A 23,697-nucleotide genomic window follows, 5' to 3' on the forward strand; every position below is an offset into this window, starting at 1 on the left:
CCCAGGTCGATTTCGTAGGACGTCCTCGCGTTCCGCAGGCCAGGATGTGTCAGGCCTTGTAGACGCGCGTCGACATGATCATGTCGGCGAACGTCCTGTTCTCGCGGTCCCACGTCGGCCACAGGTAGCCGAGCAGGCACGGCAGGCTGTCGAGGATGTGCACGAGCTGCCGCGCGAACGTCAGTCCGCCGCCGATCGGCTGCTGGGTCGTCGCCGACAGCACCGTGATGCCGAGCAGCTTCTTGCCGAGCGTCTGGCCCGTCGAGCCCTGGCGGATGACCCAGTTGTAGACGAACCAGCCGATCGCGAAGACCAGGTAGATCACGAACGGCACGCCCGTCAGCTGGAAGGCAGCACCCTTGGTCTCGCCCGAGGTGTCGACGCTGTTGTCGCCGAAAGCGACCGTAAGCACCGTGAGCACCACGACGGTCGGGATCGAGTCGACGATGAGCGCACCCACGCGGGAGATCCAGCTCGCGTACGGACGGGCGGCGGCGGGCGGCACGGCGGAGTAGTCGGTCATGATGCTCCTGGCGTCGGTGGGCGGACCCACACCGTAGCGTCGCCGCGGCCGCACGGCACGACGTTCACGCGGTCACAGCGGCTTGAGGCTCGTGATCTTCCAGGTGCTGCCCTGCCTCTTGGCCGTCACCGACAGCTGGGCCGCCGAGACGCTCGACTCGGAGTCGCTGGCCCGCTGGCTCGACTGGTCGAGGAACACCAGCAGCGTGGCGGTGTCGCCGCGCAGCTCCTTGACGCCGATGGCCTGCACCTGGGCGGTCAGCTTGAGCTGCTGGCCGGGAGCCCGCTCCTGCAGCGACGCGAACAGCGTGTCGTACTCCTTGCGGGCCTTGCCCGACAGCACCGCGTCGGCGGCGGCCTCCGTCGTGGCAGGGTCCTGGAAGTCGTAGGTCAGCACGCGGCCGAGCGCCTGCGAGACGCTGGTCTGCAGCTGGGCCGTCTGCTTGCTGTCGATGACCGCGCCGTTGGTGACGGAGTCGTCGCCGCGCAGGTCGAACGACATCCACCAGCCGACGAGGCCGACGGCGATCAGCACGGCCGCGACGGCCAGCGGGAGGGTACGGCGAACCGTCGTCATGAGAGGTTCACCGCCACCTGCTGGAGCGACTCGAGCTTCCAGCGTCCGCCCGTCTTGACCAGATCGGCCGAGAAACGGTTGCGCTTGACGGTCGGCTCGCTGCCCGGCTTGGCGGCATCCTGCACCGTCACCTCGACCGCCGCGATGACAGTCGCGGTGGTGTCGTCGACGTCGATCACCGCAGCGTCGACGACCTTGCCCGTGGAGATCTTCTTCTGCTCGGCGAGCAGCGTGCGATCGTCCGCGCTGACACCGGCGAGCTGGTCGCGCAACGTACCCGTCGTGACCTGTGACCACGCCTTCACTCCCTTGTCGACCGACCGGTAGTCGAGCGTGTTCATGGTCTCGATGCCCTGCCGTGCCTCGATCAGCACGGTGTCGCGGGTCTGCGCCGCGATGCGGTCGGCGTCGTGGCTGGCCTGCCACCACGCGAACGCTCCCGACGCCGCCACGAGGGCTGCGACGAGCAGCAGCAGGAGCAGCCATCCGCCCCGCTTCATGCCGGACGCCGTGGCCGTCGCGGGCGTGTCGTCCCCGGCATCGTCCGCGGTGTCGTCCGCCGTCAGATCGGTGTCGACGTCGTCGACCACCTCGACCGGCTCGTCCGTGTGCATCGTGCTCGTGCTCGTGCTCGTGCTCGTCATCGTGCTCCCCCCATCAGATCGCTCAGCGAGTCGGCGACGCCGACCTTGGGCGTCTTCGTCTGTGCCGCTGCAGCGCCCCCAGTGTCACCCACGGCCGCCGTCGCGCCCGACTTCTTCGGCACACTGCTCGGTCCGCGGACACCCGTGCCCGTCGACGGTGACGCCGTGCAGCCGGCATCGGTGTTGAACGGACGACCCGCGCTGGTGTCGAGTCCCGGACGCACGTCGGTGCCGCCGTAGCCGCTGGTGCAGGGCAGCGGGTCGAAGAACGAGGTCGCGAGGCCGAGATTGAGGCCCTGCGAGCCGTTGACGGCCCAGCCGATGCTGAAGGCGGTCGGCAGGTTGACCAGCGCGTCCTGCACACCGGCGGAGTTGGTGCCGAAGATCTGCGCGGTCGAGACGAGGTTGCTCATCAACATGCCGAGCGGCCCGCCGACCTGCGTGAACAGCTTGTCGATCTGCCGCGCCGCCGCCGGGGTGCTCTCGATCAGGGCCCGCAGATCACCGTCCGAGCTCTCGAGCGTCGACGCGATGGTGCGCAGGTCGCTGCTGAAGCCCTTGATGCTGCCGGCGGCCGCCTCCTGCGTCGCGAGCACGGTGCTCGAGTTCTTGATGAGCTGCGAGGTGACCAAGAAGTTGGTGTCGGCCGCGTCGATGAACTCCTGCGAGGTGTCGAGGAGCCGTGACAGGTTCTGTCCGGCGCCCTGCGAGGCGTCGTAGGCCTCGTCGATGACGGTGGTCAGCGACTTGGTGTCGACCGAGCCGGCGAAGTCGCGGGCACTGCGCAGCACGTCCTCGACCGGCGGGGGCGAGGAGTCGCCGCCCGCGACGAGGCGGTCGCCGTCGGCGAGGGTGGGCCCGCCGGTCGACTCGCTGCGCAGGTCGATGTACTGCTCGCCGATCGCCGACCGGTTGGCCACCTTGACCGACACGTCGGCCGGGATCTTGTCGGCCCCGCCGTCGATGCGCAGCACCGCCTCGGCACCCTGGGGCGTCGCGGTGAGTGACGAGATGCGACCCACCGGCACGCCGCGGTAGGTGACCTCGCCGTTCTCGAACGAGCCGGCCGCATCGGGCAGCGCGACCGTGACGGAGTAGCTCGACCGCGTGAAGTCGATGCCGACGTAACGAGCGCCCAGGTAGGCGGTCGCGAGCAGGGCCACGGCCACGAAGGCCAGGAGCTTGGCCTTGATACCGGTCGTCAGCATCACTCACCACCGTCCTTGGGGGTCGAGGTCGGAGTCGGCGTGGACGAGGGCTCGTCGCGCGTCGGCGTGGGTGCTGTCGGCGACGGCGATCCCGTCGGGGACGGGGACGGCTGGCTGGGGCTCGGCGTCGTCGGGCTGGGCGACGACGGGCTGGCGCTCGGCTTCGGCGACGGGATCGGGGCGGACGGCACGGGCACCGTGGGCGTCGGCATCCCCGGGATCGCCGAGTCGGTCGGCGGCAGCAGCGACGGCGACGGGATCGACGCCGGCCGCTTCCGGTTGCTCGATGCAGCCCCGGGGGTTGCGGCGTTGGGGTCCTCGACCTGCGGCCATGAGCAGCCGATCGCGCCGCAGCCGCTGGGCAGCGTCCGGAAGTTCGTCTCGATGAACACGTTGAGGTAGTCGCCCTTGATGGCCCCCAGCACGGAGTCGGGGAACGGGTAGGTCAGCAGGATCTGCAGCGACTTCGGCAGGTCTTCGCCCGACCGGGCCAGCTGCTGCAGGATCGGCTCGAGCGACTTGAGGTCGGCGACGATGTCGTCCTGCGCCGCGTCGAGCGTGTCGACCGTGACGGACGAGAGCCGGTCGAGCGACTTGAGCATCGCGACGAGCTGCTTGCGCTGCTTGACCAGCACCTTCATGCCGGGGCTGAGGCCGTCGAGGGCCGACGCGATCTTGGTCTTGTCGGCGTCGAGGGTCGTCGAGAGCCTCGCGAGGCCGTCGATCGCCGAGGTGATCGACTCCTTGCGGGCATCGAGAGACGACACGAACGTCTCGATCTGGCGCAGCGACTTCTTGACCTGCTCGGGGCGACCCTCCGAGACCTTCTGCAGCTCGCGGGAGATCTCCTGGAACTGGCCGATGCCGCCGCCGTTGAGCACCATCGACAGCGAGCCCAGCACCTGCTCGACCTGCGCGGCCTGCGAGGTGTCGGCCAGGCCCAGCCGGTCGCCCGACTTGATGGGCGGTGCCGAGATGGGGGCCTCGGGGCGCACCAGGCCGACGTACTTCTCGCCCAGCAGCGAGGTCTGCTGCAGACGCGCCGTCGTGCCGGCGGGCAGGTCGACCGAGCGGTTGACGACGAGCTCGACCCGCGCGCTGCGACCGTCCTTGTTGAGGGTGATCTTCTGGACGCGACCCACCGAGACGTTGTCGACCTTGACGGTCGACTGCGGCACGAGGTCGAGGACGTCCTCGAAGTCGGCGGAGATGCGCAGCGGCTTGGAGCCGACATCGGCACCGCCGGGCAGCGGCGTCTCGTAGACGCCGCCCGACAGGACGCCGCAGCCGCCGAGGGCAAGCGACGCGGACGCCGCGAGGGCGGCGGCTGTGACGCGAAGCCGCCTCACTGGTCGCCTCCCGCACCGGGCAGGAGCAACGGCGGCGAGGACGCCGACGACTTCTGCGTCAGGCCGCCATCGGACCAGATCGACGTCTCGTTGAGGTTGCCGCGACCGTCGAGCGTGTTGTTGGGAGCGTTGTAGGCCCGCAAGAAGTTCTGCAGCACGACGGGCACGAGGCGCACCGACTCCTCGAGCGAGGCCTTCTGCTTGACCAGCACCTGCGTGGGGCCGAGCAGGTTGTCGACGCTGGTCTTGATGTTGCCGCGGTTGTCGTCGATGAAGTCGTCGACGATGGCGAGCGCGTCACCCAGGTTGGCGATCGCGTCGGCGAGGTCCTCGCGGTCGTCGGCGAGGTAGTCGGTGACGGCCGCGAACTGCCGGTTGACGTCGGCGACGCTCTGGTCGTTGGCGACGAGCATGTCGTTGAACTCCTTGAAGTTCGCGATCGTCGCGAACAGGTCGTCGCTGGACGAGGCGAGGGTGCCGGTGGCCTGACCGAACTCGTCGATCGCGCGGTTGATGCCCTTGCCGTTGCCGTCGAGGTTGCGGGCGGCGACGTCGAGCAGGTCGGACAGCGCACCCTCCTTGTTGGCTCCGTCGGGTCCGAGCTGTGTCGCGACGTCGGTGAGGCTCGCGTAGAGATCGTCGATCTCGACCGGCACGGCGGTGCGGTCGCGCGGGATCACGGCACCGTCCTTGAGCCGCGCTCCGCCGGCGTCGGGCTTGGTGAGCTGCACGAACCGGTCGCTGACGAGCGTCGGGGCGACGAGCACCGCGGCGGTGTCGGCCTCGACGTGCTGGCCGGGCTCGAGCTTCATCGACACCCGCACGGCGGGGCCCTCGGCCTTGACCGCCGTGACGGTGCCGACCTTGACGCCCAGCACCTGCACCTCCGAGCCCGGGTAGAGACCGACGGTCGACTCGAACATCGCGTCGACCTTGGTCGCGCCGGCCGACGACGAGCGCCAGGCGAGGAACACCGCGATCACGAGCAGCGCGAGGACGACTGCTCCGATGGACTTGCGCACCGTGATCATCGTCCGCCTCCCTTGGCCGGCGCACAGTTGCGCGCCACGTCGTTCTCGAGCAGGGGCCGCTTGTCGGGCCCGAACAGACCGCACACGTACGAGTCGATCCAGTTGCCGTTGCCCATCGCGGAGGTCAGCACCCGGTAGTAGGGTCCGAGCCGCTTGAGCGCTGCGTCGAGGTTGTCCTGGTTGTCCTGCAGGATGCGCGAGACGTCGTCGAGCTTGGCCAGGGCCGGCTTGAGCGCCTTCTCGTTGTCCTTCACGAGACCTCGCAGCTGGACGCCCAGGCGTGCGGTGCCGTCGAGCATCTTGGAGACGGTGTCACGTCGCTGCTCGAGCTCGTCGAGCAGCGAGCTGCCGTCGGTGATGATCTTGGCGAACTCGGCATTGCGGTCCTTCAGGGTCTTGGAGACCGTGTTGGTCGAGGCCAGCAGGCGGGTGAGCTCGTCGTCGCGGCTCGAGATCGTCCGCGACAGATCGGTCAGGCCCGTCACCATCGTGCGCACCGAGTCGGGCGTGTTGCGGAACGCGTCGCTGAGTGCCGTGAAGCTCGCCTCGAGCTGGTCGGTGTCGATCGTCTCGATCGAGTCGGAGAGATCGGAGAACGCCTCGTTGACGTCGTACGGCGTCGTGGTGCGGTCGATCGGGATGGGGCCGCTGAGCTGCTTGGAGCCCAGCGGGTCGACGGCCAGGAACTTCTGGCCGAGCATCGTCTTGACCTTGACCGCGGCGGACGTCTGGTCGCCCATGCGGTCGACCTTGGCGCGGAACTTGACCGTGACGACCGTGCCGTCGAGCGAGATGTCGGTGACCTTGCCGACCTTGACGCCGGCCACCCGCACCTCATTGCCCTCCTTGAGGCCACCGGCCTCCTTGAACTGCGCGGAGTACACCTTGCCGCCGCCGATGACGGGCAGGGCAGCCGCGTTGAACGTGATCATGAAGATCAGCGCCAGGGCCAGCAGCCCGACGATCGCGATCACGATCTTGTTGCGCTCGGCAAAAGCCGTGGGGTATGTCTTGGTCATCAGCGGCACCTCTCCGCGACGGGCATGGCGCCCAGGTCTCCGAAGTAGCCCTCGGGTCGGGGGATCTTGCCCTCGATCGAGCAGGCGTAGAAGTTGAGCCACGAGCCGTACGAGCCGAGACGGCCGATGCGGTCGAGCTTGACGGGCAGCTGCTCGAAGAATGAGTCGAGCTCGGGCTCGGCCTTCGACAGGTTGCCGGCCAGCTGGTCGAGCGCCGTGACGGAGCCCTTGAGGGGCTCGCGTCCCTCGTCGAGCAGGTCGGCGACGCTCGTCGTGAGGTCGCCCAGGCCGTCGAGCGTGCTGCCGATCGTCTTGCGATCGGCGGCCAGCCCCGTGACGAGCTGCTGCAGGGTCACGATCGTGGTGTCGAGCTGGCTCGACCGGTCGTTGACGACCTGCAGCACCGACGACAGGCTCGTGATGAGCTGGCCGATGACCTCGTCCTTGGCGGCGAGCGTCGAGGTGAGGCTCGCGGTGCTCGACAGCAGGCCGTCGACCGTCGCGTCCTCGCCCTGGAACACGGCCACGATCTGGCCGCTCAGGTTGTTGACGTCCTCGGGCGACAACAGCTGCAGCAGCGGCTGGAAGCCGTTGAACAGCATCGTCAGGTCGAGCGCGGGGCTCGTGTGGTCGAGGTCGAACGTGTAGCCCGGACGCAGCGCGGGGGCCGAGCCGGTGGGCGGCTCGAGTGAGATGTAGCGCTGGCCGATCAGGTTGCGGAACCGCAGCTCGGCGGTCGTCCCCTCCATCAGGGGAGCGGTGCGCGAGGCCGTGAACGTGACGCGGGCGCGCCGTCCGTCGACGACCTCGACCGTGCTGACGGTGCCGATCTTGACGCCCGACATGCGCACGTCGTCGCCGCGGTTGAGGCTCGTGGCGTCGGTGAAGATCGCGTGGAACTCGCGCGTCGCACCGCCGCTGTCGTTGCGGATCGTGGCAGCCAGCGCCACGGTGGCCAGCACCGTCACGAGGATGAACGTGATGCTCTTGATCAAGAGCTTGGTCATTTCAGCACCACCTGGGTGCCGCGGAGCGAGGGGCCCAGCAGCAGGCTGCTCCACGACGGATAGTCATCGGGTGCGAGTCCCTGGGTGGGAGCCACGATCTCGGCGACGAGCTGGTTCTCGGCCGGCGAGTTGGCCTGGCCGAGACCTGCGTTGTCGCCGATGCGTTCGGGGATGGCCGTGCGCGGGGGCGCGATCGTCTCGGGATCACCCGAGGCGGCGGCCGCGGCCGGCGTCGTGCCGACCTGACCGGTCACGTACGGGCAGCGGGCCGACTTGCCCGAGGCGAACTTCACGGCGTCCTTTCCGGCGAGGTACTTGCCCCGGCTGGGGACGATGTTGAGCCGCAGGTGCAGGCCCGGCTCGTCGGTGCCCTTGCCCAGCGTCTTGTCCATCGTGGGAATGAAGTCGCGGGCCGACTTGAACAGGCACGGGAACTGCTTGGCGTACGGGCGGGCCGCGTCGAGTGCCGCGCGGCTCTCGTCGGCGAGCACCTCGATGGTCTGCCGGTTGTCGCTGACGAACCCCTCGGCCGCGTTCGAGGAGCCGATGACCGTCGCGTAGACGTCCTTCAACGTCGTCTGCTGGTCGACCAGGGTGCGCGACGTCGTGGTGAGCGTGTCGAGCGCGTCGAGCAGATCGGGGGCCGCGGCGGTGTAGACGTCGGCGACCCGTCCGAGTGCGGCGAGGTCGTCGGTCATCTGCGGCACCAGGGGGTTGAGCTTGTCGAGGTAGGAGCCGAACGTCGTGAGCGTGTCGCCGATCTGGTCGCCTCGACCCCGCAACGTCGTCGACAGCTCGCCGAGCGTCGCCGAGAGCTTCTCGGGCTGGATCGACTTGAGCACCGGGAGCAGCTCGTCGAAGACCTGCTCGAGCTCGACCGACTCGTCGCTGCTGTCCTGGACGATGGTGTCGCCGGCGGTCAGCCCCTCGCCGGCCTTGGTGGCCGGTGTCACGAGCGAGACGTAGCGCTCGCCGAACAGCGTCTTGGGCAGCAGCCGGGCCGTGGTGTCGCGCGGCAGCTCCTTGGCCGTGTCGGGCTCGAGCGCCAGCTCGATGACCGCACCCTCGCCGTCCGACCGCACCTTGGCCACCGTGCCGACCGGGACGCCGTTGAGCTTGACGTCGGAGCCCTTCTGCAGGGCGTTGCCGACCGGGCCGGTGCGCAGGTCGACGTCGACACTCGACACGAAGGCGCGGTCGTACGTCAGCACGGCGACGCCGACGAGCAGCGCGGCCAGCGCGAGGTAGCCGAGGCCGAGGCCCGCGTCGAGAAGGCGTCCCCTCATCCGGCGATCCTGACGGTCGTCGTGGTGCCCCACAGGGCCATCGACAGCAGCAGGTCGAGCACCGCGACGGTGACGATGCTGCGACGCACGGCCGTGCCGACCGCGATGCCGACGCCCGCGGGCCCGCCCGTGGCCTTGAAGCCCAGACGGCAGTGGATCAGGATGATCAGCACCGAGAAGATCAGCACCTTGATGAACGACAGCAGGATGTCGATCGGGGGCAGGAACAGGTTGAAGTAGTGGTCGTACGTGCCGGGCGACTGGCCGTACAGGAAGATCGTCACGAATCGCGCGCCGGCGTAAGACGTCAGCAGGCCGATGACGTACAGCGGGATGATCGCGATGAAGCCGGCGATGACCCGGGTCGTCACGAGGTACGGGACGCTCGGCACGGCCATGACCGTCAGGGCGTCGACCTCCTCGTTGATCTTCATGGCGCCGAGCTGGGCCGTGAAGCCCGAGCCGACGGTCGCCGACAGCGCGAGGGCCGCCACGAGCGGCGCGATCTCACGGGTGTTGAAGTAGGCCGAGATGAAGCCGTTGAGCGTCGCGGTGCCGATCTGGTCGAGCGCCGCGTAGCCCTGCATGCCGACGACGCTGCCGACGAACAGCGTCATGCCGAGCATGACGCCGATCGTGCCGCCGATGACGGCCAGCGCGCCGGAGCCGAAGCTGACCTCCGACAGCAGGCGCATGACGTCCTTGGGATAGCGGCGCAGCGTCGCGGGGATCCAGGCCAGCACCCGTCCGTGGAACCGGATGTCCTGGCCCATGTCGGCGAGGCGGTCGATCGGGCGGTCCCACCAGCGGGGCTCGCGCGGGGCGAGATCGGTCATGGTCAGGCTCCCTTGCCGGGCACGAGCTGCAGGTACAGCGTCGTGATGACGAAGTTGACGAAGAACAGCATCAGGAACGTCACGACGACCGACTGGTTGACGGAGTCGCCGACGCCCTTGGGGCCGGGTGCGGTGTTGAGACCGCGGTGGCACGCGATGACACCGGCGATGAAGCCGAAGATCACGGCCTTGAGCTCGCCGACGTAGAGGTCCTGGATCTGCGCGAGGGCCGTGAAGCTCGCGAGGTAGGCACCCGGGGTGCCGCCCTGCACGATGACGTTGAAGAAGTAGCCGCCGAGCACGCCGACGACCGAGACGAGGCCGTTGAGCAGCACCGCCGCGCCGATGCACGCGATCACGCGAGGGACGACGAGCCGCTGCACGGGCGAGACGCCCATGACCCGCATCGCGTCGATCTCGTCGCGGATGCGGCGGGAGCCGAGGTCGGCGCAGATCGCCGCACCGCCGGCCCCCGCGATGACCAGCGTCGTGACGATGGGTGCCGCCTGCTGGATCACCGCCAGGACGCTGGCCGCGCCCGTGAACGACTGAGCACCGACCTGCACCGTGAGCGTGCCGAGCTGCAGCGCGATGACCGCGCCGAACGGGATCGCGACGAGGATCGCGGGGATCCACGAGACGCTGACGACGAACCAGAACTGCTCGAGCACCTCACGGGCCGCGAACGGCCGCCGCACCGAGGCGCGGGCCGTGTCGAGGCCGAGGGCGAACACGTCGCCGACGACGCTGAGGCCGCGTGACACGACCCCCAACAGGGGAACGCCCGGGACTCGTTCCTTGTCGTCGTCGTCGGCGACGTAGAGTCGCGCGCCGCCCCCGGCGACGCGCTCGCGGTGCCGCTGCTGTCCTGCGCGAACCGCCCCCGAGCGCGGTTCGAGCTGACGAGGCAGCACCTCGATGGCACGCGCTCCCGCGTGCCGAGACATGACCGCCGCGGCCGAACCACCAGGGCCGGCGGAGTAGTCGACCGGAGCGTCGAACAGGTCGCTGCTGCGGTGGTCGGTCTCCTCGCTCATGCCGATGGGGCCGTCGGGGTCGCCGCTCATGAACTGCGACACGACGGGGTGGTCGGTGAGCAGGAACTCCTCGCGCGGCCCGAACATCACGAGCTCGCGGCGGTAGAGCATGCCGAGGTTGTCGGGCATCGTGCGTGCGAGCTCGATGTTGTGGGTGACGACGAGCATCGTGGCATCGGTGGCGGTGTTGACCTCGACCAGCAGCTGGGCGAGGTTGGACGTGCGGACGGGGTCGAGGCCCGAGTCGGGCTCGTCGATCAGGATGATGTCGGGATCGGTGACGAGCGAGCGGGCCAGACCGGCGCGCTTCTTCATGCCGCCGGAGATCTCGCCGGGCACCTTGTGCTCCTGGCCGACCAGGCCGACCATCTCGAGCTTCTCCATGACGATCTCGCGGATCTCGTTCTCGCTCTTGCGGGTGTGCTCGCGCAGCGGGAAGGCGACGTTGTCGTAGACGTCCATCGAGCCGAACAGCGCACCGTCCTGGAACAGCACGCCGAACTTCTTGCGCATGTCGAGACGCTGCGACTCCTTGGCGCTGACCATGTCCTGGCCGTCGATGAGGATCGTGCCGGCCTCCGGCTCGACGATGCCCATGATCGACTTGAGGAACACCGACTTGCCGGTGCCTGACGGCCCGAGCAGTGCGGTGATCTCGCCGGGAGGGAACGTCAGCGAGACGTCGCGCCAGATGTTCTGCCGTCCGTAGCTCTTGGTCAGACCGCTGACCTCGACACTGCCGCCCATGGCGCTCCCTCACGTTCACTCGTCGGCCTGCTTGACGACACCGTGTCTCGCCACACGTGCCTCAGCAGAACCTAGGTGTGTCTCCCGTCACGGCGCCAGCCCTTGAGCCCGATCAGTGCCCATCAGGACATATCCGGTCGATTTCTTGTCATGCGCCTGACAACTTCTCGGCGCATCGCTCGGGGTCGCTTCCGTCGCTACTCATGAGTCGCGATACTGGGATCGTCCACAGGGCCGTCCCTGTCGCCCATGCCATGTCCGCGGCTGTCCCTACCGTCAGAAGAGATGTCGCACGCCGTGCGACGAAGGGATCCCATGACTTCACACTCGACCTCGCGCCCCACGTGGCAGCGCGACAACTGCCCGCGCTGGTGCGTCGTCGAGCACGCCGAGACCGATCCGGTCGACGACCGCTACCACGACAGCATCACGCTGCACGTCCCCGCGACGCTCGGCCCCGGCCCGAGCCACGCGGCCAGCACCGATCTCGTGCTGGTGATGTCACGACGCTGCGGCGAGCTCGACGACTGGGTGCTGGTCGGCGAGCCCGAGCGCGACGGCCAGCACCTCCACCTCACTCGCGACAGCGCCGCCCGGGTCGCGAGCGCGCTCACGTCTCTGCTCACCGAGCTCGCCTGAGCCGGCCTGCTGCTCGACCTGCTGCTCGACCTGCTACTCATCGGTCTGTAGACCGATGAGTAGCAGATGCACCACAGTGGCCGGGTGACATCCGAGCTGCAGAAGACCGTGGGCCGACGGCTGCGTGAGCGCCGACGCGAGCTGGGCCTGAGCCAAGAGGCCATGGCCGAGCAGCTCGGCTACCACCGCACGTTCCTCGGGTCCGTCGAGCGCGGAGAGCGCAACCTGACGCTGGCCTCGGTCGAGCAGCTCGCCACGAGCCTCGGCGTGCCCGCGCTCGACCTGCTGCGCGACTGAGCCGTCGACCGTCCTGCCCAGAAGTTGTCATCCGCGTCACAAGTTCGATCCGGCGCAGCGCCCATCGGCCACGCCCGTGTGGACGCGAGGCCCTTCGACATCTTGACTGTGCTGTGCCAGGAGGGAGACCGGGCGAGGGAGGGGCCGTATGACGTCGTCACGTCGCGCGCCCGGGCCCGCCCCGGTCGGCGATCACGATCGTCCCTGCGTCGGCGACCTCCACCTGCCGGGGCACGCAGCCGGGCTGACCCCGGAGATCATGAACGCCTACCGGCCACGCAAGGACGCTCTCGTCCGCCGCATCAGCGACCGCATCTGCCACGAGGTCGCGGGCTTCGCCGATCCGGGTCTGGCCGGATTGATCGACAGCGCGATCGACGCCTCGGTCGATCTGTTCGTCGACGCCCTGGCCGGCGCCCCGAGCCGGGGCCACACCGTGGTCACGCTCTACCGTCACATCGGACGTGCCGAGGCCAAGGCCGGACATGATCTCGATGCGATGCGTGCCGCCCACCACATCGCGAGCCAGGAGGTCTGGGCCGAGCTCGAGCGGGTCGTGCCCGAGCTCGGGCTGCCCAGTGCGACCCACCAGCAGCTGGCCCACGCGATCATGGACTACCAGCGCCGGTTGCAGGACGAGGCCGTCGCCGCCCACGCAGAAGTCGTCGGGCTGGTCGCGGAACCCCGCGCGCGGCTCGTCGCGGCCCTGCTGGAGGGTGCCAGCTCTGAACGTCTCGCGCGTCTCGCGACCCCCTGCTGGCCCCTCCCCCCGTCGGTGGCGGTCGCCGCGACCGAGGCGACGGCCAGGACGGTCGCTGCGGCGGAGGAGCTGACCGAGGCCTTGGCGACGACGTGGCGCAAGCGGGTCGTCATCGTGGCCGACGCCAGCGCCATCCTGCCGATGGCGCAGCACCTCGCGAGGCGATCGTCCAGCCCCGTGGCTGTCAGCTGGGGCGTTGCGCCCTCGGACGCAATGCACGCACTGCGCTGGGCCCGTCGCACGCTGCGCCTCGTGCGCCAGGGCACGATCGCCGCTCCACCCAGCGGCGTCGTGCTCAGCGACGACCACCGCTTCGAGCTGTGGCAGCAGGCCGATCCGGCCCTCGACGAGCACCTGGTGGAGGCCACCCTCGGCCCCTTGCTCGATGAGAAGCCGAGCCAGCGGGACGTGCTCAGCGAGACCATGCTGCTGTGGCTGCAGACCCACGGCAGCGCTCCCGCGATGGCCGAACGGCTCGGCGTGCACGACCAGACGGTGCGCCACCGGCTGCGGCGCATCCGGGCGATGTTCGGCGACACCCTCGACCACCCGGACCGCGCCGGCGAGCTGATGCAGGCACTGGTCGTGATGCGACGGTCCCTCCATCGCTGACACGCGACGCGGACGGGCGTGGGCCCAGCCGGTCGACAGCCGCACCTTCGACAGATTGGACGGACCAGCCAGGCCCACAGTGCCGAGGATACCGATCAGTAGCGACTTCGCGCAGCAAGTCCAGCACGGCCCGTCCGGGCTCGGCCGTTCCGCACTCAGCTGAGGTTGATAGCTCCGTCGGGCGACGCCACGATGAGCTTGGCGTGGAGGTCGAACGGCTGGCCGTTCTTGAACCTCGACAGCAAGGTCTTCTTGACATCCGAGACCGTCAGGTCCCCGGTGAAGCCCGACTCGTCGATCGTCAGCTGCTGAGTCGCCTCGTCGAAGGTTGCCGAGGCGACGCCCGTCACCGTGACGTCGCAGATGGCGTTCACGATCTTGAATGAGACGTTCTCGATGTGCCCGCTGATGACATCGTCCGCAGCCGCGGTGGGGGCGCTGTCCGCATGGAACGTCCAGGTACCCGATGTCGGCATGGCCAGGTTGCCTCCCGGTCCCGTGCATCCGAGAAACGAGACCTTCGCGATCGAGAAGACGTCGGTGACGGCAGACCCTGCCGAGATGGTCGACGGCGGCGTGGCTGGCACGGAGGCGCTGGCGCACGACAACGTCAATGTCGGCACCTTCCAGATCACAGGTGAGCCTGCATACGACCCCGTGAACGGATGGGCCCCCGAAGCCGTGTCGCCGCCCACCGCGACCGTGTACGCATTGCCCGTCGCGATGGCGGGGCCGGTGACGACCATGACGCTCAAGACGCCCAGTCCGATCGTCGCGGCCATCGTCTGCTTGATCTTCATGCTCGTGCTCCTCATGTCGATGTCCTTCTGAATCGTGCGCCCGCCGTCAACCGATATTGATCGACCCGGGCGACAGCTGAAGCGAGACCGACATTCCTGCAGTCGATCCGGACGGAACCTTGCCCAGGCAAGGCTTGGCGGGTGACGCAGCCGCCAGCAGGGTGCTGCCTGAACCGGCACTCTGGTTCAGGACCAGCTTCTGCGACGACTCATCCAGTACGGCCTTGGCCTGACCTGTGACGGTCGCCTGACACGCCGCATTGGCCAAGGTGATGGTGATGTTCTCCAGATGGCCGGGCACCGCATCGGTCGCCGCCGAGGTGGCAGGTCCTGTGCCGTGCAGCTTCCATGACCCAGACGCGAAAACTGTCAGAGCTCCGCCCATAGCGGGGCTCGTGCACCCCGAGAACGTCGCCTTGTTCAGGATCGCGAGATCAAGGACGCTGGCACCCGCGTACACCGACGACACCGGCGAGGCCGCGATGCCGGCACCTGTGCAGACCACTGTCGCCGAACCAACCGTGAACGAGACGGCCCCGGTGCTCGACGCGGTCAGGTCGTAGGGGGCCGGGGTGTAGCTGCCCGCGACGGACACGGGATAGGTCGACCCCGTCGCCGTGGCGACCGGTGAGGCTGCCGTCAGGGCCAGGACGCCGAGACTTGCAACGATGATGGTGGAGCGGATGGGTCGCATGGCCTGTCTCCGTTCTAGTTCTCATCACCATGCCGGTGGGCCGCCTCTCGTCCGGGGACGAGAGGCGGCCCACCAGCCGGCAACTCGCCTACTCGACGACGATGCCGTTGCTGACCTGGATCTTCACGGTGTTGCCCGCGCCGGGAACCAGCGCGTTGATCAGCGGCGTGTTGATGCCGCAGTTCGCGAACGACGGCAGCGTGTAGGTGCCCTCGAGGTTGCCGCCCTCGAGCAGATCGAACCCTTCACCCGCAGGCGTGTTGGCCGGGATGACGGCAGGGGTCACGGTCTTGCAGTTCGACCCGGCGAAGGTCGGGAACCCGGCCACCTTCACGTCGGACAGCTGGATCGTGTACTTGGCCGTCGACACGACCAGCGCCTGGGTCTCCGTCAGGTTGATGTTGCCGGTGACCTCGCCGACGGGGATGAAGTTGACGGTGGCCTTGACCGGCAGGAAGCCGAGGGCCTTGAACTCGGTGGTCGTCGACGGGATCGGCAGCGATCCCGTGAGGTCGCCGTTGACCAGGTTGACGTGCGTCGTCAGGGTGGTGGGCTTGATGGCGAGGGTCGACCCGGTCTTCTTGACCACGGTGGTGCCCTGCGCGTCGTGCTTGAGGGTCAGGATCGGGTCGGGCTCGTCGGCACTGGCCGCACCCGGCGCGAGGACGAGGGCTGCGCCGGCGGCGAGAGTGGCACCGGCGAGAAGAAGGGAGGCGCCGCGGCGCGAAGTGGTGACGGACATGGTGGTGCTCCTTGAAAACGTGAGGGACGAGAAGTTGGGTCGTGGAGGGTTGCAGCCAAGGTCCCGGCTGGGTGGCGAGGAGGCACCACCCAGCCGGGAAGGAGGCCAAGGTCAGCCGACCAGGATCGTTCCGTCAGGGGAGACGAGTGTGAACGTGCCGCCGAACGAGGCGATCATGCCGGTCTTGACCTTGCTGAGGCACGGCTTGGCCGGGTTGACTGAGGCCACGACCAACTGGCCGCCGGTGCCGCCCGGCTCGCTGACCGCCAGCTTCTGCGTGGCCTCGTCGAACGATCCGCGCGCCGTGCCGGTGACCGTGAAGTCACACGCGGCGTTGAACACGCGGGCCGAGATGCCCTCGATGTGACCCGCGACGACGTCCGACGAGCCGGAGGTCGCGGCACCTGTGCCGTGCAGCGTCCACGGGCCCGTGGTGGTGACCGTTGCTGCCCCGCCGGGGATGGTGCAGCCGACGAAGTTGACCTGGCCGATCGAGGCGATGTCGGTGACGCTCGCTCCGCTCGTGACGGTCGTAACCGGTGCCGGTGCCCCCGGGACATTCGCGCTGGAGCAGGACATGCTGGTACCCGGCACTCCGAAGGAGATGCTTCCGGCGGTGGCCGTGATGTTGTGGGTTCCGGATGCCGAGCTTCCGCCGACGGAGACCTGGTAGGCGCTACCCGTGGCCAGGGCAGGTCCGGCAACGGCGACTGCTCCCAGGGCGAGGGCCGCGGTACCGATGGCTGCGTTCTTGATCTTCATGATGTGTCCAATCTGTCGAAGGTGCTCGTGACTCACGTCACGCACACATTGAGTCCGCCGCCCCCCGGTGCGCGCAATCCCCCCGCAACATGAATCTCGAAAATCGGTCAGAAGTTGTCATGCGCATGACAATCGGCGGCGGATCCGCAGCACAGGAACGGCGTCACGCGTCCTCCGAGACATCCGACAGCAGTGCCCGCACCCTCATTTGTCATCCGCATGACAACTTTGTGTCGTCCTGACACCTCTCCCGGCCGTATGCGTTGACGCCTCTGTGGCCGGATGCCACCGTGGCCGCATGGTCACAGCCACCGCATCCCTTCGTCGCGTCATCGCAGCCCTTGCGGTGGGAGGCGTGCTGGTCGCGGCACCCGCGTCCTCTCAGGCCGATGAGCCGTCAGCGCGCGAGGACCCAGGCCTTCCATACATCCGCTGCACCGAGGAGCTGCAGGCTGTCGGGGGCTGCACCAACGACGAGGACCTCAACCTCTATAATTGGCTGAACTTTGCCCAGGTGGGCCGCACCGGTTCGCTCCCGGCCAAGCAATGGGCCCAGATTCCGCTGACGATGCTGGCCTCGAACGTTCTCTTCTACGGCTACAGCCACTACGAGGAGCATCCCGGGCCCGGAGAGCTGCTCAACGAGCAGTTCATCGAGGCCCAGGCATTCTTGGTGTCGCCGAAGGGCTCGAAGGACGACTACGGCGACTCCGCTCTCATTCCCGTGCGTACGGTCGCCTTCGGCTCCATCCCGGTCGAGATCACCCTGCAGGTCAGCCAGCAACGGGACGGCGACGACCTGCCCACCGCCATCAAGGTCAAGACTGCACAGGATCAGTACGAGACCGAGACGGACGGCTACAGCTCGCGCGTCGTCGTGAGCCCGGCCGTGATCGACCAACCGCTCACCGTCCGCGTGCGCAAGGTCGCCGTCGACGGAGTCGACGTGCAGCTCAGCGGCGCGACGTGCCGCACCGCGCAGACGGCCCGGCTCCGGGTCGCCAGCGAGCGACAGGAGATGGTGCTCGACTTACGGGATCCGGTCAAAAACTTCTCGGACAATCTCTTCGATCCCGACCACGGTTTCTACGGACTCAGCGGCGGAACGCTCAACGGCACGATCGACATCCCTGCGTTCACCGGCTGCACGACGGCACCGGGTGACGACTTGTCGCCGCTGCTCAGCTCGGCGATCTCGTCCCCCGACAACCCCGTCACGCTCCGCATCGGTGGCCTCGGCTGCTTCAGCTTCGACGGCGTGCGACCGCGCCCGACCCAGCCCGGAGCCAACACGGCAGAAGAGGCCGGCTGCTCCGAGATCGACAACCCGAACAACCCCAAGCTCCGCACGATCCCCTTCCCGCTCGACTTCCCCGACTACGCGCCCGGCGACCAGCCGCCCGAGTAGTCCCCCCAGCTCGCTGGTGGGCGGGGTCACCCTCCCTCCGACTCCGTCCGCCAGTGATTCTTCGCCGCTCTCGCCCCCTTCCCCCTGACGACAGGACCGGTACGATGCGCTCACACACCGCCGGCCTTGAGGGGGGCTCATGGGGGATCAGGGAGCGTGGCAACGGCACCAGTCACTCGTCACCGACGTGACAGCACCGACACCACCGGGTGAGCCGCCGTCGATCGAGCAGCACGCCCGGGCACTCCGCCCGCTCGTGCCGACGTTCGCCGCAGACGTCGCCGAGCGCATCCAGACCGACATCCCCGCCTACGCCGGCCAGTCAGACGGGCGACGCCGCGACATCATCTCCCACGCCGTCGAGCAGGCGTGCCACCGCTTCCTCGACACCCTCGACGGCCTGCCGCACCGCGACCGCGGTGTCGACGAGCTCTTCCAGGCCATGGGTCGGGCCGAGGCTTCCGACTCCGGCGACCTCGCCGCGATGCACGCAGCGCTGCGCCTCGCCGCGACCGCCACGTGGGACAGGATGCGACGCGCCAATGTCGAGCCCCCTCTGTCCGACCAGGCCCGCGGCCAGCTCGCCGACGGCATCTTCGGCTACATCGAGCACCTCATCGAACAGGCCGAGAAGGGCTTCGCCGCCGGACGTCGCGCGATCCGCAACGACCGCGGTCAGGCACGGGCGCGGCTGGCAGACCAGCTGCTGACCGGTCGGCGGCGCAATCAGCTCGACACCGTCGACCCCGAGGTGTGGACGCCGCCGGAGTGGGTCGTCGTCGTGGTGTCCGAGCCCGACGACGAGCGGATCATCGATGTCGCGAGCCTCGCGCTGACCCACCTCGTCGTGCGACACGACCAGCGGGTCGTCGTCATCGCCGACGCCGATCTCGCCTCCGAGGTGACTGACGTGTTCGCGGCGGCCGGCAAGCCCGTCGCGGTCAGCTGGCCCGTCGGACCGTCGGTCATCCCGTCGGCCTACCGGTGGGCACGGCGCGCCCTCGACCTGGTGCGCCGCGGGGTCATCCCCGCACAGCCGCTGGTGCAGTGTCGCGAGCACCGCACCCAGATCTGGCTGCACGCCGAGCCGGCGCTGCGGCAGCGGATGTGCCAAGACATGCTCAAGCCGCTGCTGGCCGAGACGCCCAACTCGCGCGAGATCCTCTCGCAGACGCTGCTGGTCTGGCTCGAGACCCGCGACAGTGCTCCCGCGATCGCGGCCCACCTGGGTGTGCACGCGCAGACCGTCCGCTACCGCTGGAAGCGCATCAACGAGCTGTTCGGCGACGATCTGCACGACCCCGAGTTCATCGTGCAGATCACGATGCTGCTGAAGGCCAGCGTCCCGCTGTGGCAGGCCGGCGACCAGAGCGACTTCGAACGGTTCCGTGACGAGGAGAGCGCTTGATGGAGCGTTCCGTCTGGGAGCCTTTGCTGCTCGTCGCGACCACCCTGCTGGCGGTCGGACTGCCGTGGCGGGCGCACCTGTCGGCCGTGCGAGCCCCGCAGCAGTGGCTCGCCGTTCCCGACGCGTTGGTGAGCCTGACGATCGTGGCCGCGACGACGTGGGCCGTCATCGCACTGCTCGACGGTCGGTCACCCACGCAGGTGCTGCCCGCCGTCGCGACGGCGGTGCTGGCGGCTGGCGCTGACGTCGTGCGGTCGCGCTGCGGGCTCTCGCCACGTACGCCGGTGCTGCCGATGTGGTTCGTGCCGGCCGCCCTCGCGGTGGCCGCGGCAGGTGCCGCGTGGTGGGCGGTTGCCGACGGCCCCATGGACGCGGCCCGGGTCGGCGTGCTCGCGCTGGTCATGGCTGTGCCCGCCGCGGCATTGCTGTCAGTCCCTCTCGCCTTCGCGACGGGCGCCTCGCGCGCCAAGAAGGCAGGCGTGCGCATCGCCGACCTCGAGACGCTCGAGGCGGCGACCGTCGTCGACACGCTCGTGCTCGCCAAGGACGGCACGGTGACGACGGGCGATCTGACGGTCGTCTCGGTCGACCCCGTCGAGCCCGATCATGACCGCAACCTGCGCTGGTTCGCCGGGGCCCTCGCCAAGGCGTCCGACCACCGGGTCGACCGCGCCGTCGCGACGCTCTCGGCACGGGGGCAGCTGACCGGGGTCGAGCTCGTCGACGGCGTCGGGGTGCTGGGCTCGGTCGATCGTCATCCCGTGCGCGTCGGTGTGCCGCAGTGGATCGGCATCGAGACGACGCCGACCATCTGGACGACGGTCGGCGTCGAGGTCGACGGTCGCACACTCGGCAGCATCACGGTCGCCGACGACGTGCGCCCCGACCTGACCCGCGACATCGGACGGCTCCGGTCGCTCGGTCTCGACCTGGTGCTCGTCTCGGACGACACCGACGAGCGCACCCGCCACGTCGCGGGCCTCGCGGGCATCGACGCCGTGCACGTCACCGCCGACCCGGCGTCGGTCGTCCGCGATCTGGTGGCGGACGGGCGTCACGTGGCGACCGTCGGGCTCTCGCGGAGCGACGGAGCATCGCTCGGCATCACCGTCGCGGCCGACCCCGACGACTCGCCGGCGTCCACGATCGTCGCCGACGACTGCTCGCCGGCCCGCGTCGCCGACGCCCTTGCGCTGGCCCGCAGCACCGCCGCACGCATCCGGCGCGTCCGCACCGTCACAGCCGTGCTGGGCCTCGTGGGAGCCGCCGTCGCCGCGACGGGAATCGCCGGGCCCGTCATCGCTGCGGCGGTGGCGGTCGGCATCTGCGTGGTCGCCGCCGCGATCGCCACCAGCGCCTGAGGTCGTCGCCGAGCGGCGTCAGGCCGTCCAGAGGGCCGAGATCGGCAGTCCCCACAGCTTGTCGCCGTGACGATGCGAATCCTTGGCCATCGACAACACGATGCCACCGACGAAGCGGTCACCCAGCCGGTCCCGAAGGAACCGAAGACCATCGAACTGGCGCGCACCGTTGCTCTGCGAGCTCTTGACCTCGATCGCCAGCACCGAACCGTCGGCCATCTCCAGGACGTAGTCGACTTCTTTGCCGGTCCGATCGCGATAGTGGTGGACCGTGAAGTCCTCGCTGCTGGACTCGCGCGCGGCCAGCAGCTCGGCACCGACGAACCCCTCGACGAGCGACCCCAGTGCGGCCGGCGCCGGCACGCCCAGCAACGACTGCCGGGTCGCGCCCATGAGCCGAGCTGCGAGCCCCGCATCGGTGACGATGGCCTTCGGCCGCCCCACTTCGCGCGAGGTCAGATTCGGCGTCCAGGGCGGCACCAGGTCGATCAGGTACATCCGCCGCAGCACGTCGATGTAGGGCGTGATCGACGAGGCCGGCAGCGACGCCTGCTCGGCCAGGCGCGCCTTGACCAGCTCGCCGGCCTGATTGGCGGCGATCAGACGAATCAGGGACATCAGCCTCTCCGGCTCCACCCGCAAGAGCTCTGCCGCGTCTCTCCGCAACAGGCCCGAGAGGTAGCTGGTGAGCCACTCGCCCCGCAGTCGATCGCTCAGACCCTGGACCGGCGGATAGCCGCCCGCGACGATGCGCGCCAGGTAGTCGTCGCGTGAGGGGCCTGCGCGACGCGGCATCGATCCAGAGCTCAGCGCATGGCGGAGGTCGGCCACGAAGTCGACCCTCTCACCTGCCAGCTCGGCCTGGGAGAACCCGAGCAGCCGCACCCCGATCGCCCTGCCGGCCAGGCTGTCGTGCGTCGCCGACTGCCGCAGGAAGTCCGCCGAGCCGGTGAGGATGAATCTCGCGGGCCGGCGATCGCGATCGATGGCCGCCTTCACCGCCACCGTGATCTCTGGGTATCGCTGCACCTCGTCGATGACGAGCAGCCCGTCGCCGGCCTGCTCGACGAAGCCGACCGGGTCGACCGCCGCCGCGTCGCGCGTGGCCGCGTCGTCGAAGGTCTGGATGACCGTCGGGGCACCGCCCACGGGCAGCGAGTCGGCCAGAGACGCGGCAAGCGTGCTCTTGCCTACTTGACGCGCACCTTCGACGACCAAGGCCGGGAAGTGCTCGAGGACGTCGCGACACCAGCCAGCCACGTGACGCTCGATCAGCCGCATCTGGCCATCGTAGACGGATTCGCCGATTCGCACGAGATCATTCGTTGTTTCGCACGAGCAAACTCGTAGGTTCGCATCCGATTAGTCGTTGATTCGCAGTCCTTCGCCCGGTCAACGGCGCATGCGGCGCCAGATGACGACCTGGTTGTCGGCGATGAGGGCCGGCAGGTTCTGCACCTGTCCGGCCTGCGCCTGGGTCTGGGCGAGCTCGGCCTGCAGCTCGGCGACCTTGGCCTGCAGCGCCAACACCTGGTTCTCGAGGTCGATGACGCGCTTGACGCCCTCGAGCCCGAGCCCCTCGGCCGTCAGGCGAGCGACGGTGCGCAGCAGCTCGATGTCGTGCAGGGAGTAGCGCCGTCCGCCGCCACCCGTGCGCCCCGGAGCGACCAAGCCGAGACGGTCGTAGGTGCGCAGGGTCTGGGGGTGCAGGCCCGACAGCTCGGCCGCGACGCTGATGACGAAGACCTTGGCCTCGGGCCCGGGGGGCTGGAACCCCCCGGACGGATCAGGGCCGGTGGGACCGGTCGTCATGACGTGACCTCCTCGAACAGCTCGTCGCGGGGTGTCGTGGTGCCGCGCGCGTCACGCAACGCCTCGACGGCCGCACGTTGCTCGTCGGTGAGCTCGGCCGGCACCTGCACCTCGACCGTGACGAGCAGATCGCCGCGAGCGCCGGTCGACGTCGTGCCGCCCTTGCCGCTGGCGCGGAACGTGCGTCCGTTGGGCGTGCCGGCGGGCAGCTTGAGGCGCACCGGCGGGCCGTCGAGCGTGGGTACCTGGATCTGCGCACCGAGTGCGGCCTCGTCGAAAGCCACCGGCACCGTGATCGTCAGGTGGTTGCCCTTGCGGCCGAACATCGGGTGCGGCTCGACGTGCACGAGCAGGAACATGTCGCCGTTGGGGCCGCCGTTGTCGCCCTTGCCACCCTTGCCCTTGAGCCGGATGCGCTGGCCGTCCTTGACACCGGCCGGCACCTTGACGTTGAGGGTGCGGCTCGATGCCGCGCGGCCGGAGCCACGGCACACCTCGCAGGCGTGCTCGACGACGAGTCCGCGTCCGCGGCACTGGTCGCACGGCTCGGTCATCGCGAACAGACCGCCCGCGGCACCCGTCTGCATGCCGCTGCCCTGGCACTTCGAGCACACCTTGGGAGTGGTGCCCGGCTTGGCACCCGTGCCGTGGCACGTCGCACAGGCCTCGTCGCTCGTGGTGCGCAGCGGCAGGGTCGCGCCGTCGACGGCCTGCTGGAAGGTGATCGTCGCCTCGGTCTCGAGGTCGTCACCCTTGCGGGGCTGGGGACGCCGCGACCTGCCCCGGCCGCCTCCGAAGAGGCCGCCGAGGAGGTCGCTGACGTCGAAGTCGGGCTGGCCGCCGCCACCGGGCGGACGGAACCCGCCCGGGGCCCCGCCGCCCCGGAACTGCCCGAACATGCTGCGCTGCTCGTCGTACTCCTTGCGCTTGTCGGTCGACGAGAGCACGGCGTACGCCTCGGAGACACCCTTGAAGCGCTCCTCCGCAGCCTTGTTGCCGGGGTTGGAGTCAGGGTGGTTGTCGCGTGCCAGCTTGCGGTACGCCTTCTTGATCTCGTCCTGAGATGCGTCCTTCTTGACGCCGAGGACCTTGTAGAAGTCCTTCGTCGCCCAGTCACTCGCAGCCATCCCTCCTCCTTT

General features: G+C 69.1%; 25 protein-coding genes. 7 read left to right on the forward strand and 18 right to left on the reverse strand.

What is annotated here, in order from left to right; all coding sequences use genetic code 11:
• Window positions 1-49: 49 nt before the first annotated feature.
• From JOF40_RS03905 to JOF40_RS20430, 11 genes are all read right to left on the reverse strand, one after another.
• Window positions 50-523, reverse strand: a complete 474-nt coding sequence (locus tag JOF40_RS03905; protein WP_129180285.1) for an RDD family protein — start codon at window positions 521-523, stop codon at window positions 50-52.
• A 72-nt stretch (window positions 524-595) separates the two neighbouring features.
• The gene (locus JOF40_RS03910; protein WP_129180287.1) at window positions 596-1,099 is read right to left on the reverse strand and encodes a hypothetical protein; all 504 of its coding nucleotides are present in this window, start codon (window positions 1,097-1,099) and stop codon (window positions 596-598) included.
• Window positions 1,096-1,743: an Rv1363c family protein gene (locus tag JOF40_RS03915; RefSeq protein ID WP_129180289.1), complete on the reverse strand. Its 648-nt coding sequence runs from the start codon at window positions 1,741-1,743 to the stop codon at window positions 1,096-1,098. The genes JOF40_RS03910 and JOF40_RS03915 overlap by 4 nt, the downstream gene beginning before the upstream one ends.
• Complete coding sequence (locus JOF40_RS03920) at window positions 1,740-2,951, reverse strand: MlaD family protein (protein WP_129180291.1); 1,212 nt, start codon at window positions 2,949-2,951, stop codon at window positions 1,740-1,742. The genes JOF40_RS03915 and JOF40_RS03920 overlap by 4 nt, the downstream gene beginning before the upstream one ends.
• The gene (locus JOF40_RS03925) at window positions 2,951-4,300 is read right to left on the reverse strand and encodes an MCE family protein (protein WP_129180293.1); all 1,350 of its coding nucleotides are present in this window, start codon (window positions 4,298-4,300) and stop codon (window positions 2,951-2,953) included. The genes JOF40_RS03920 and JOF40_RS03925 overlap by 1 nt, the downstream gene beginning before the upstream one ends.
• A complete protein-coding gene (locus JOF40_RS03930) occupies window positions 4,297-5,322 on the reverse strand; it encodes an MCE family protein (RefSeq protein WP_188111667.1) in 1,026 nt (341 codons plus the stop codon). Before JOF40_RS03930 ends, JOF40_RS03925 begins: the two co-directional genes overlap by 4 nt.
• A gap of 5 nt (window positions 5,323-5,327) precedes the next feature.
• Window positions 5,328-6,350, reverse strand: a complete 1,023-nt coding sequence (locus tag JOF40_RS03935; protein ID WP_129180297.1) for an MCE family protein — start codon at window positions 6,348-6,350, stop codon at window positions 5,328-5,330.
• Window positions 6,350-7,357: an MCE family protein gene (locus JOF40_RS03940; RefSeq protein ID WP_129180299.1), complete on the reverse strand. Its 1,008-nt coding sequence runs from the start codon at window positions 7,355-7,357 to the stop codon at window positions 6,350-6,352. Before JOF40_RS03940 ends, JOF40_RS03935 begins: the two co-directional genes overlap by 1 nt.
• A complete protein-coding gene (locus tag JOF40_RS03945; protein WP_129180301.1) occupies window positions 7,354-8,643 on the reverse strand; it encodes an MCE family protein in 1,290 nt (429 codons plus the stop codon). The genes JOF40_RS03940 and JOF40_RS03945 overlap by 4 nt, the downstream gene beginning before the upstream one ends.
• Window positions 8,640-9,479, reverse strand: coding sequence for an MlaE family ABC transporter permease (locus JOF40_RS03950; protein ID WP_129180303.1), 840 nt, complete (start codon window positions 9,477-9,479; stop codon window positions 8,640-8,642). The genes JOF40_RS03945 and JOF40_RS03950 overlap by 4 nt, the downstream gene beginning before the upstream one ends.
• A gap of 2 nt (window positions 9,480-9,481) precedes the next feature.
• Entirely contained in the window at window positions 9,482-11,263 is a 1,782-nt protein-coding gene (locus JOF40_RS20430; RefSeq protein WP_425458177.1) for an ABC transporter permease, read from the reverse strand.
• Between the two features lie 315 nt (window positions 11,264-11,578).
• Between JOF40_RS20430 and JOF40_RS03960 the strand changes: the two genes are divergently transcribed.
• From JOF40_RS03960 to JOF40_RS03970, 3 genes are all read left to right on the forward strand, one after another.
• The gene (locus JOF40_RS03960; RefSeq protein ID WP_129180305.1) at window positions 11,579-11,902 is read left to right on the forward strand and encodes a DUF6907 domain-containing protein; all 324 of its coding nucleotides are present in this window, start codon (window positions 11,579-11,581) and stop codon (window positions 11,900-11,902) included.
• An 84-nt stretch (window positions 11,903-11,986) separates the two neighbouring features.
• Window positions 11,987-12,199 carry a helix-turn-helix domain-containing protein gene (locus tag JOF40_RS03965; RefSeq protein WP_246152722.1) on the forward strand — a complete coding sequence of 71 codons (213 nt, stop codon included), beginning with the start codon at window positions 11,987-11,989 and terminating at the stop codon, window positions 12,197-12,199.
• 148 nt (window positions 12,200-12,347) lie between these two features.
• Window positions 12,348-13,571: a PucR family transcriptional regulator gene (locus JOF40_RS03970; protein ID WP_129180309.1), complete on the forward strand. Its 1,224-nt coding sequence runs from the start codon at window positions 12,348-12,350 to the stop codon at window positions 13,569-13,571.
• A 155-nt stretch (window positions 13,572-13,726) separates the two neighbouring features.
• Here JOF40_RS03970 and JOF40_RS03975 read toward each other — a convergent pair whose 3' ends face one another.
• Entirely contained in the window at window positions 13,727-13,945 is a 219-nt protein-coding gene (locus JOF40_RS03975; protein WP_129180311.1) for a hypothetical protein, read from the reverse strand.
• Here JOF40_RS03975 and JOF40_RS03980 point away from each other — a divergent pair.
• Window positions 13,935-14,402, forward strand: coding sequence for a hypothetical protein (locus JOF40_RS03980; protein WP_129180313.1), 468 nt, complete (start codon window positions 13,935-13,937; stop codon window positions 14,400-14,402). The genes JOF40_RS03975 and JOF40_RS03980 overlap by 11 nt on opposite strands.
• Before the next feature lie 15 nt (window positions 14,403-14,417).
• Here JOF40_RS03980 and JOF40_RS03985 read toward each other — a convergent pair whose 3' ends face one another.
• From JOF40_RS03985 to JOF40_RS03995, 3 genes are all read right to left on the reverse strand, one after another.
• A complete protein-coding gene (locus JOF40_RS03985) occupies window positions 14,418-14,966 on the reverse strand; it encodes a hypothetical protein (protein WP_129180315.1) in 549 nt (182 codons plus the stop codon).
• A 187-nt stretch (window positions 14,967-15,153) separates the two neighbouring features.
• Window positions 15,154-15,807, reverse strand: a complete 654-nt coding sequence (locus JOF40_RS03990; RefSeq protein ID WP_129180317.1) for a hypothetical protein — start codon at window positions 15,805-15,807, stop codon at window positions 15,154-15,156.
• 111 nt (window positions 15,808-15,918) lie between these two features.
• Window positions 15,919-16,569 carry a hypothetical protein gene (locus tag JOF40_RS03995; RefSeq protein WP_129180319.1) on the reverse strand — a complete coding sequence of 217 codons (651 nt, stop codon included), beginning with the start codon at window positions 16,567-16,569 and terminating at the stop codon, window positions 15,919-15,921.
• A gap of 298 nt (window positions 16,570-16,867) precedes the next feature.
• Between JOF40_RS03995 and JOF40_RS04000 the strand changes: the two genes are divergently transcribed.
• The 3 genes from JOF40_RS04000 (at window position 16,868) to JOF40_RS04010 (ending at window position 20,746) form a co-directional block, all read left to right on the forward strand.
• Window positions 16,868-17,977, forward strand: a complete 1,110-nt coding sequence (locus JOF40_RS04000; protein ID WP_129180322.1) for a hypothetical protein — start codon at window positions 16,868-16,870, stop codon at window positions 17,975-17,977.
• Window positions 17,978-18,164: 187 nt separating this feature from the next.
• Window positions 18,165-19,385 carry a PucR family transcriptional regulator gene (locus tag JOF40_RS20165; protein ID WP_209674366.1) on the forward strand — a complete coding sequence of 407 codons (1,221 nt, stop codon included), beginning with the start codon at window positions 18,165-18,167 and terminating at the stop codon, window positions 19,383-19,385.
• Window positions 19,385-20,746: an HAD family hydrolase gene (locus JOF40_RS04010; protein ID WP_129180326.1), complete on the forward strand. Its 1,362-nt coding sequence runs from the start codon at window positions 19,385-19,387 to the stop codon at window positions 20,744-20,746. Before JOF40_RS20165 ends, JOF40_RS04010 begins: the two co-directional genes overlap by 1 nt.
• An 18-nt stretch (window positions 20,747-20,764) precedes the next feature.
• On the opposite strand, the gene JOF40_RS04015 is transcribed toward JOF40_RS04010, so the two are convergent.
• The 3 genes from JOF40_RS04015 to dnaJ all read right to left on the reverse strand — a co-directional run bounded on the left by JOF40_RS04015 (window position 20,765) and on the right by dnaJ (window position 23,685).
• The gene (locus JOF40_RS04015) at window positions 20,765-22,060 is read right to left on the reverse strand and encodes an ATP-binding protein (protein ID WP_209674368.1); all 1,296 of its coding nucleotides are present in this window, start codon (window positions 22,058-22,060) and stop codon (window positions 20,765-20,767) included.
• A 78-nt stretch (window positions 22,061-22,138) separates the two neighbouring features.
• Entirely contained in the window at window positions 22,139-22,558 is a 420-nt protein-coding gene (locus JOF40_RS04020) for a heat shock protein transcriptional repressor HspR (RefSeq protein ID WP_129180330.1), read from the reverse strand.
• Complete coding sequence (gene dnaJ, locus JOF40_RS04025; protein WP_129180332.1) at window positions 22,555-23,685, reverse strand: molecular chaperone DnaJ; 1,131 nt, start codon at window positions 23,683-23,685, stop codon at window positions 22,555-22,557. Before dnaJ ends, JOF40_RS04020 begins: the two co-directional genes overlap by 4 nt.
• Window positions 23,686-23,697: the final 12 nt, after the last annotated feature.

The sequence above is a fragment of the Aeromicrobium fastidiosum genome, assembly GCF_017876595.1.
GTDB classification, from domain to species: Bacteria; Actinomycetota; Actinomycetes; order Propionibacteriales; family Nocardioidaceae; genus Aeromicrobium; species Aeromicrobium fastidiosum.

Coding starts and splice junctions, on each gene's coding strand:
- JOF40_RS04020 (WP_129180330.1), bottom strand. CDS start 22,558: ATGACGACCGGTCCCACCGGCCCTGATCCGTCCGGGGGGTTCCAGCCC.
- JOF40_RS20430 (WP_425458177.1), bottom strand. CDS start 11,263: ATGGGCGGCAGTGTCGAGGTCAGCGGTCTGACCAAGAGCTACGGACGG.
- JOF40_RS03950 (WP_129180303.1), bottom strand. CDS start 9,479: ATGACCGATCTCGCCCCGCGCGAGCCCCGCTGGTGGGACCGCCCGATC.
- JOF40_RS03910 (WP_129180287.1), bottom strand. CDS start 1,099: ATGACGACGGTTCGCCGTACCCTCCCGCTGGCCGTCGCGGCCGTGCTG.
- JOF40_RS03990 (WP_129180317.1), bottom strand. CDS start 15,807: ATGTCCGTCACCACTTCGCGCCGCGGCGCCTCCCTTCTTCTCGCCGGT.
- JOF40_RS03920 (WP_129180291.1), bottom strand. CDS start 2,951: ATGCTGACGACCGGTATCAAGGCCAAGCTCCTGGCCTTCGTGGCCGTG.
- JOF40_RS03940 (WP_129180299.1), bottom strand. CDS start 7,357: ATGACCAAGCTCTTGATCAAGAGCATCACGTTCATCCTCGTGACGGTG.
- JOF40_RS03970 (WP_129180309.1), top strand. CDS start 12,348: ATGACGTCGTCACGTCGCGCGCCCGGGCCCGCCCCGGTCGGCGATCAC.
- JOF40_RS03935 (WP_129180297.1), bottom strand. CDS start 6,350: ATGACCAAGACATACCCCACGGCTTTTGCCGAGCGCAACAAGATCGTG.
- dnaJ (WP_129180332.1), bottom strand. CDS start 23,685: ATGGCTGCGAGTGACTGGGCGACGAAGGACTTCTACAAGGTCCTCGGC.
- JOF40_RS04010 (WP_129180326.1), top strand. CDS start 19,385: ATGGAGCGTTCCGTCTGGGAGCCTTTGCTGCTCGTCGCGACCACCCTG.
- JOF40_RS04000 (WP_129180322.1), top strand. CDS start 16,868: ATGGTCACAGCCACCGCATCCCTTCGTCGCGTCATCGCAGCCCTTGCG.
- JOF40_RS03905 (WP_129180285.1), bottom strand. CDS start 523: ATGACCGACTACTCCGCCGTGCCGCCCGCCGCCGCCCGTCCGTACGCG.
- JOF40_RS03945 (WP_129180301.1), bottom strand. CDS start 8,643: ATGAGGGGACGCCTTCTCGACGCGGGCCTCGGCCTCGGCTACCTCGCG.
- JOF40_RS03980 (WP_129180313.1), top strand. CDS start 13,935: ATGGCGTTCACGATCTTGAATGAGACGTTCTCGATGTGCCCGCTGATG.
- JOF40_RS03960 (WP_129180305.1), top strand. CDS start 11,579: ATGACTTCACACTCGACCTCGCGCCCCACGTGGCAGCGCGACAACTGC.
- JOF40_RS03915 (WP_129180289.1), bottom strand. CDS start 1,743: ATGACGAGCACGAGCACGAGCACGAGCACGATGCACACGGACGAGCCG.
- JOF40_RS03995 (WP_129180319.1), bottom strand. CDS start 16,569: ATGAAGATCAAGAACGCAGCCATCGGTACCGCGGCCCTCGCCCTGGGA.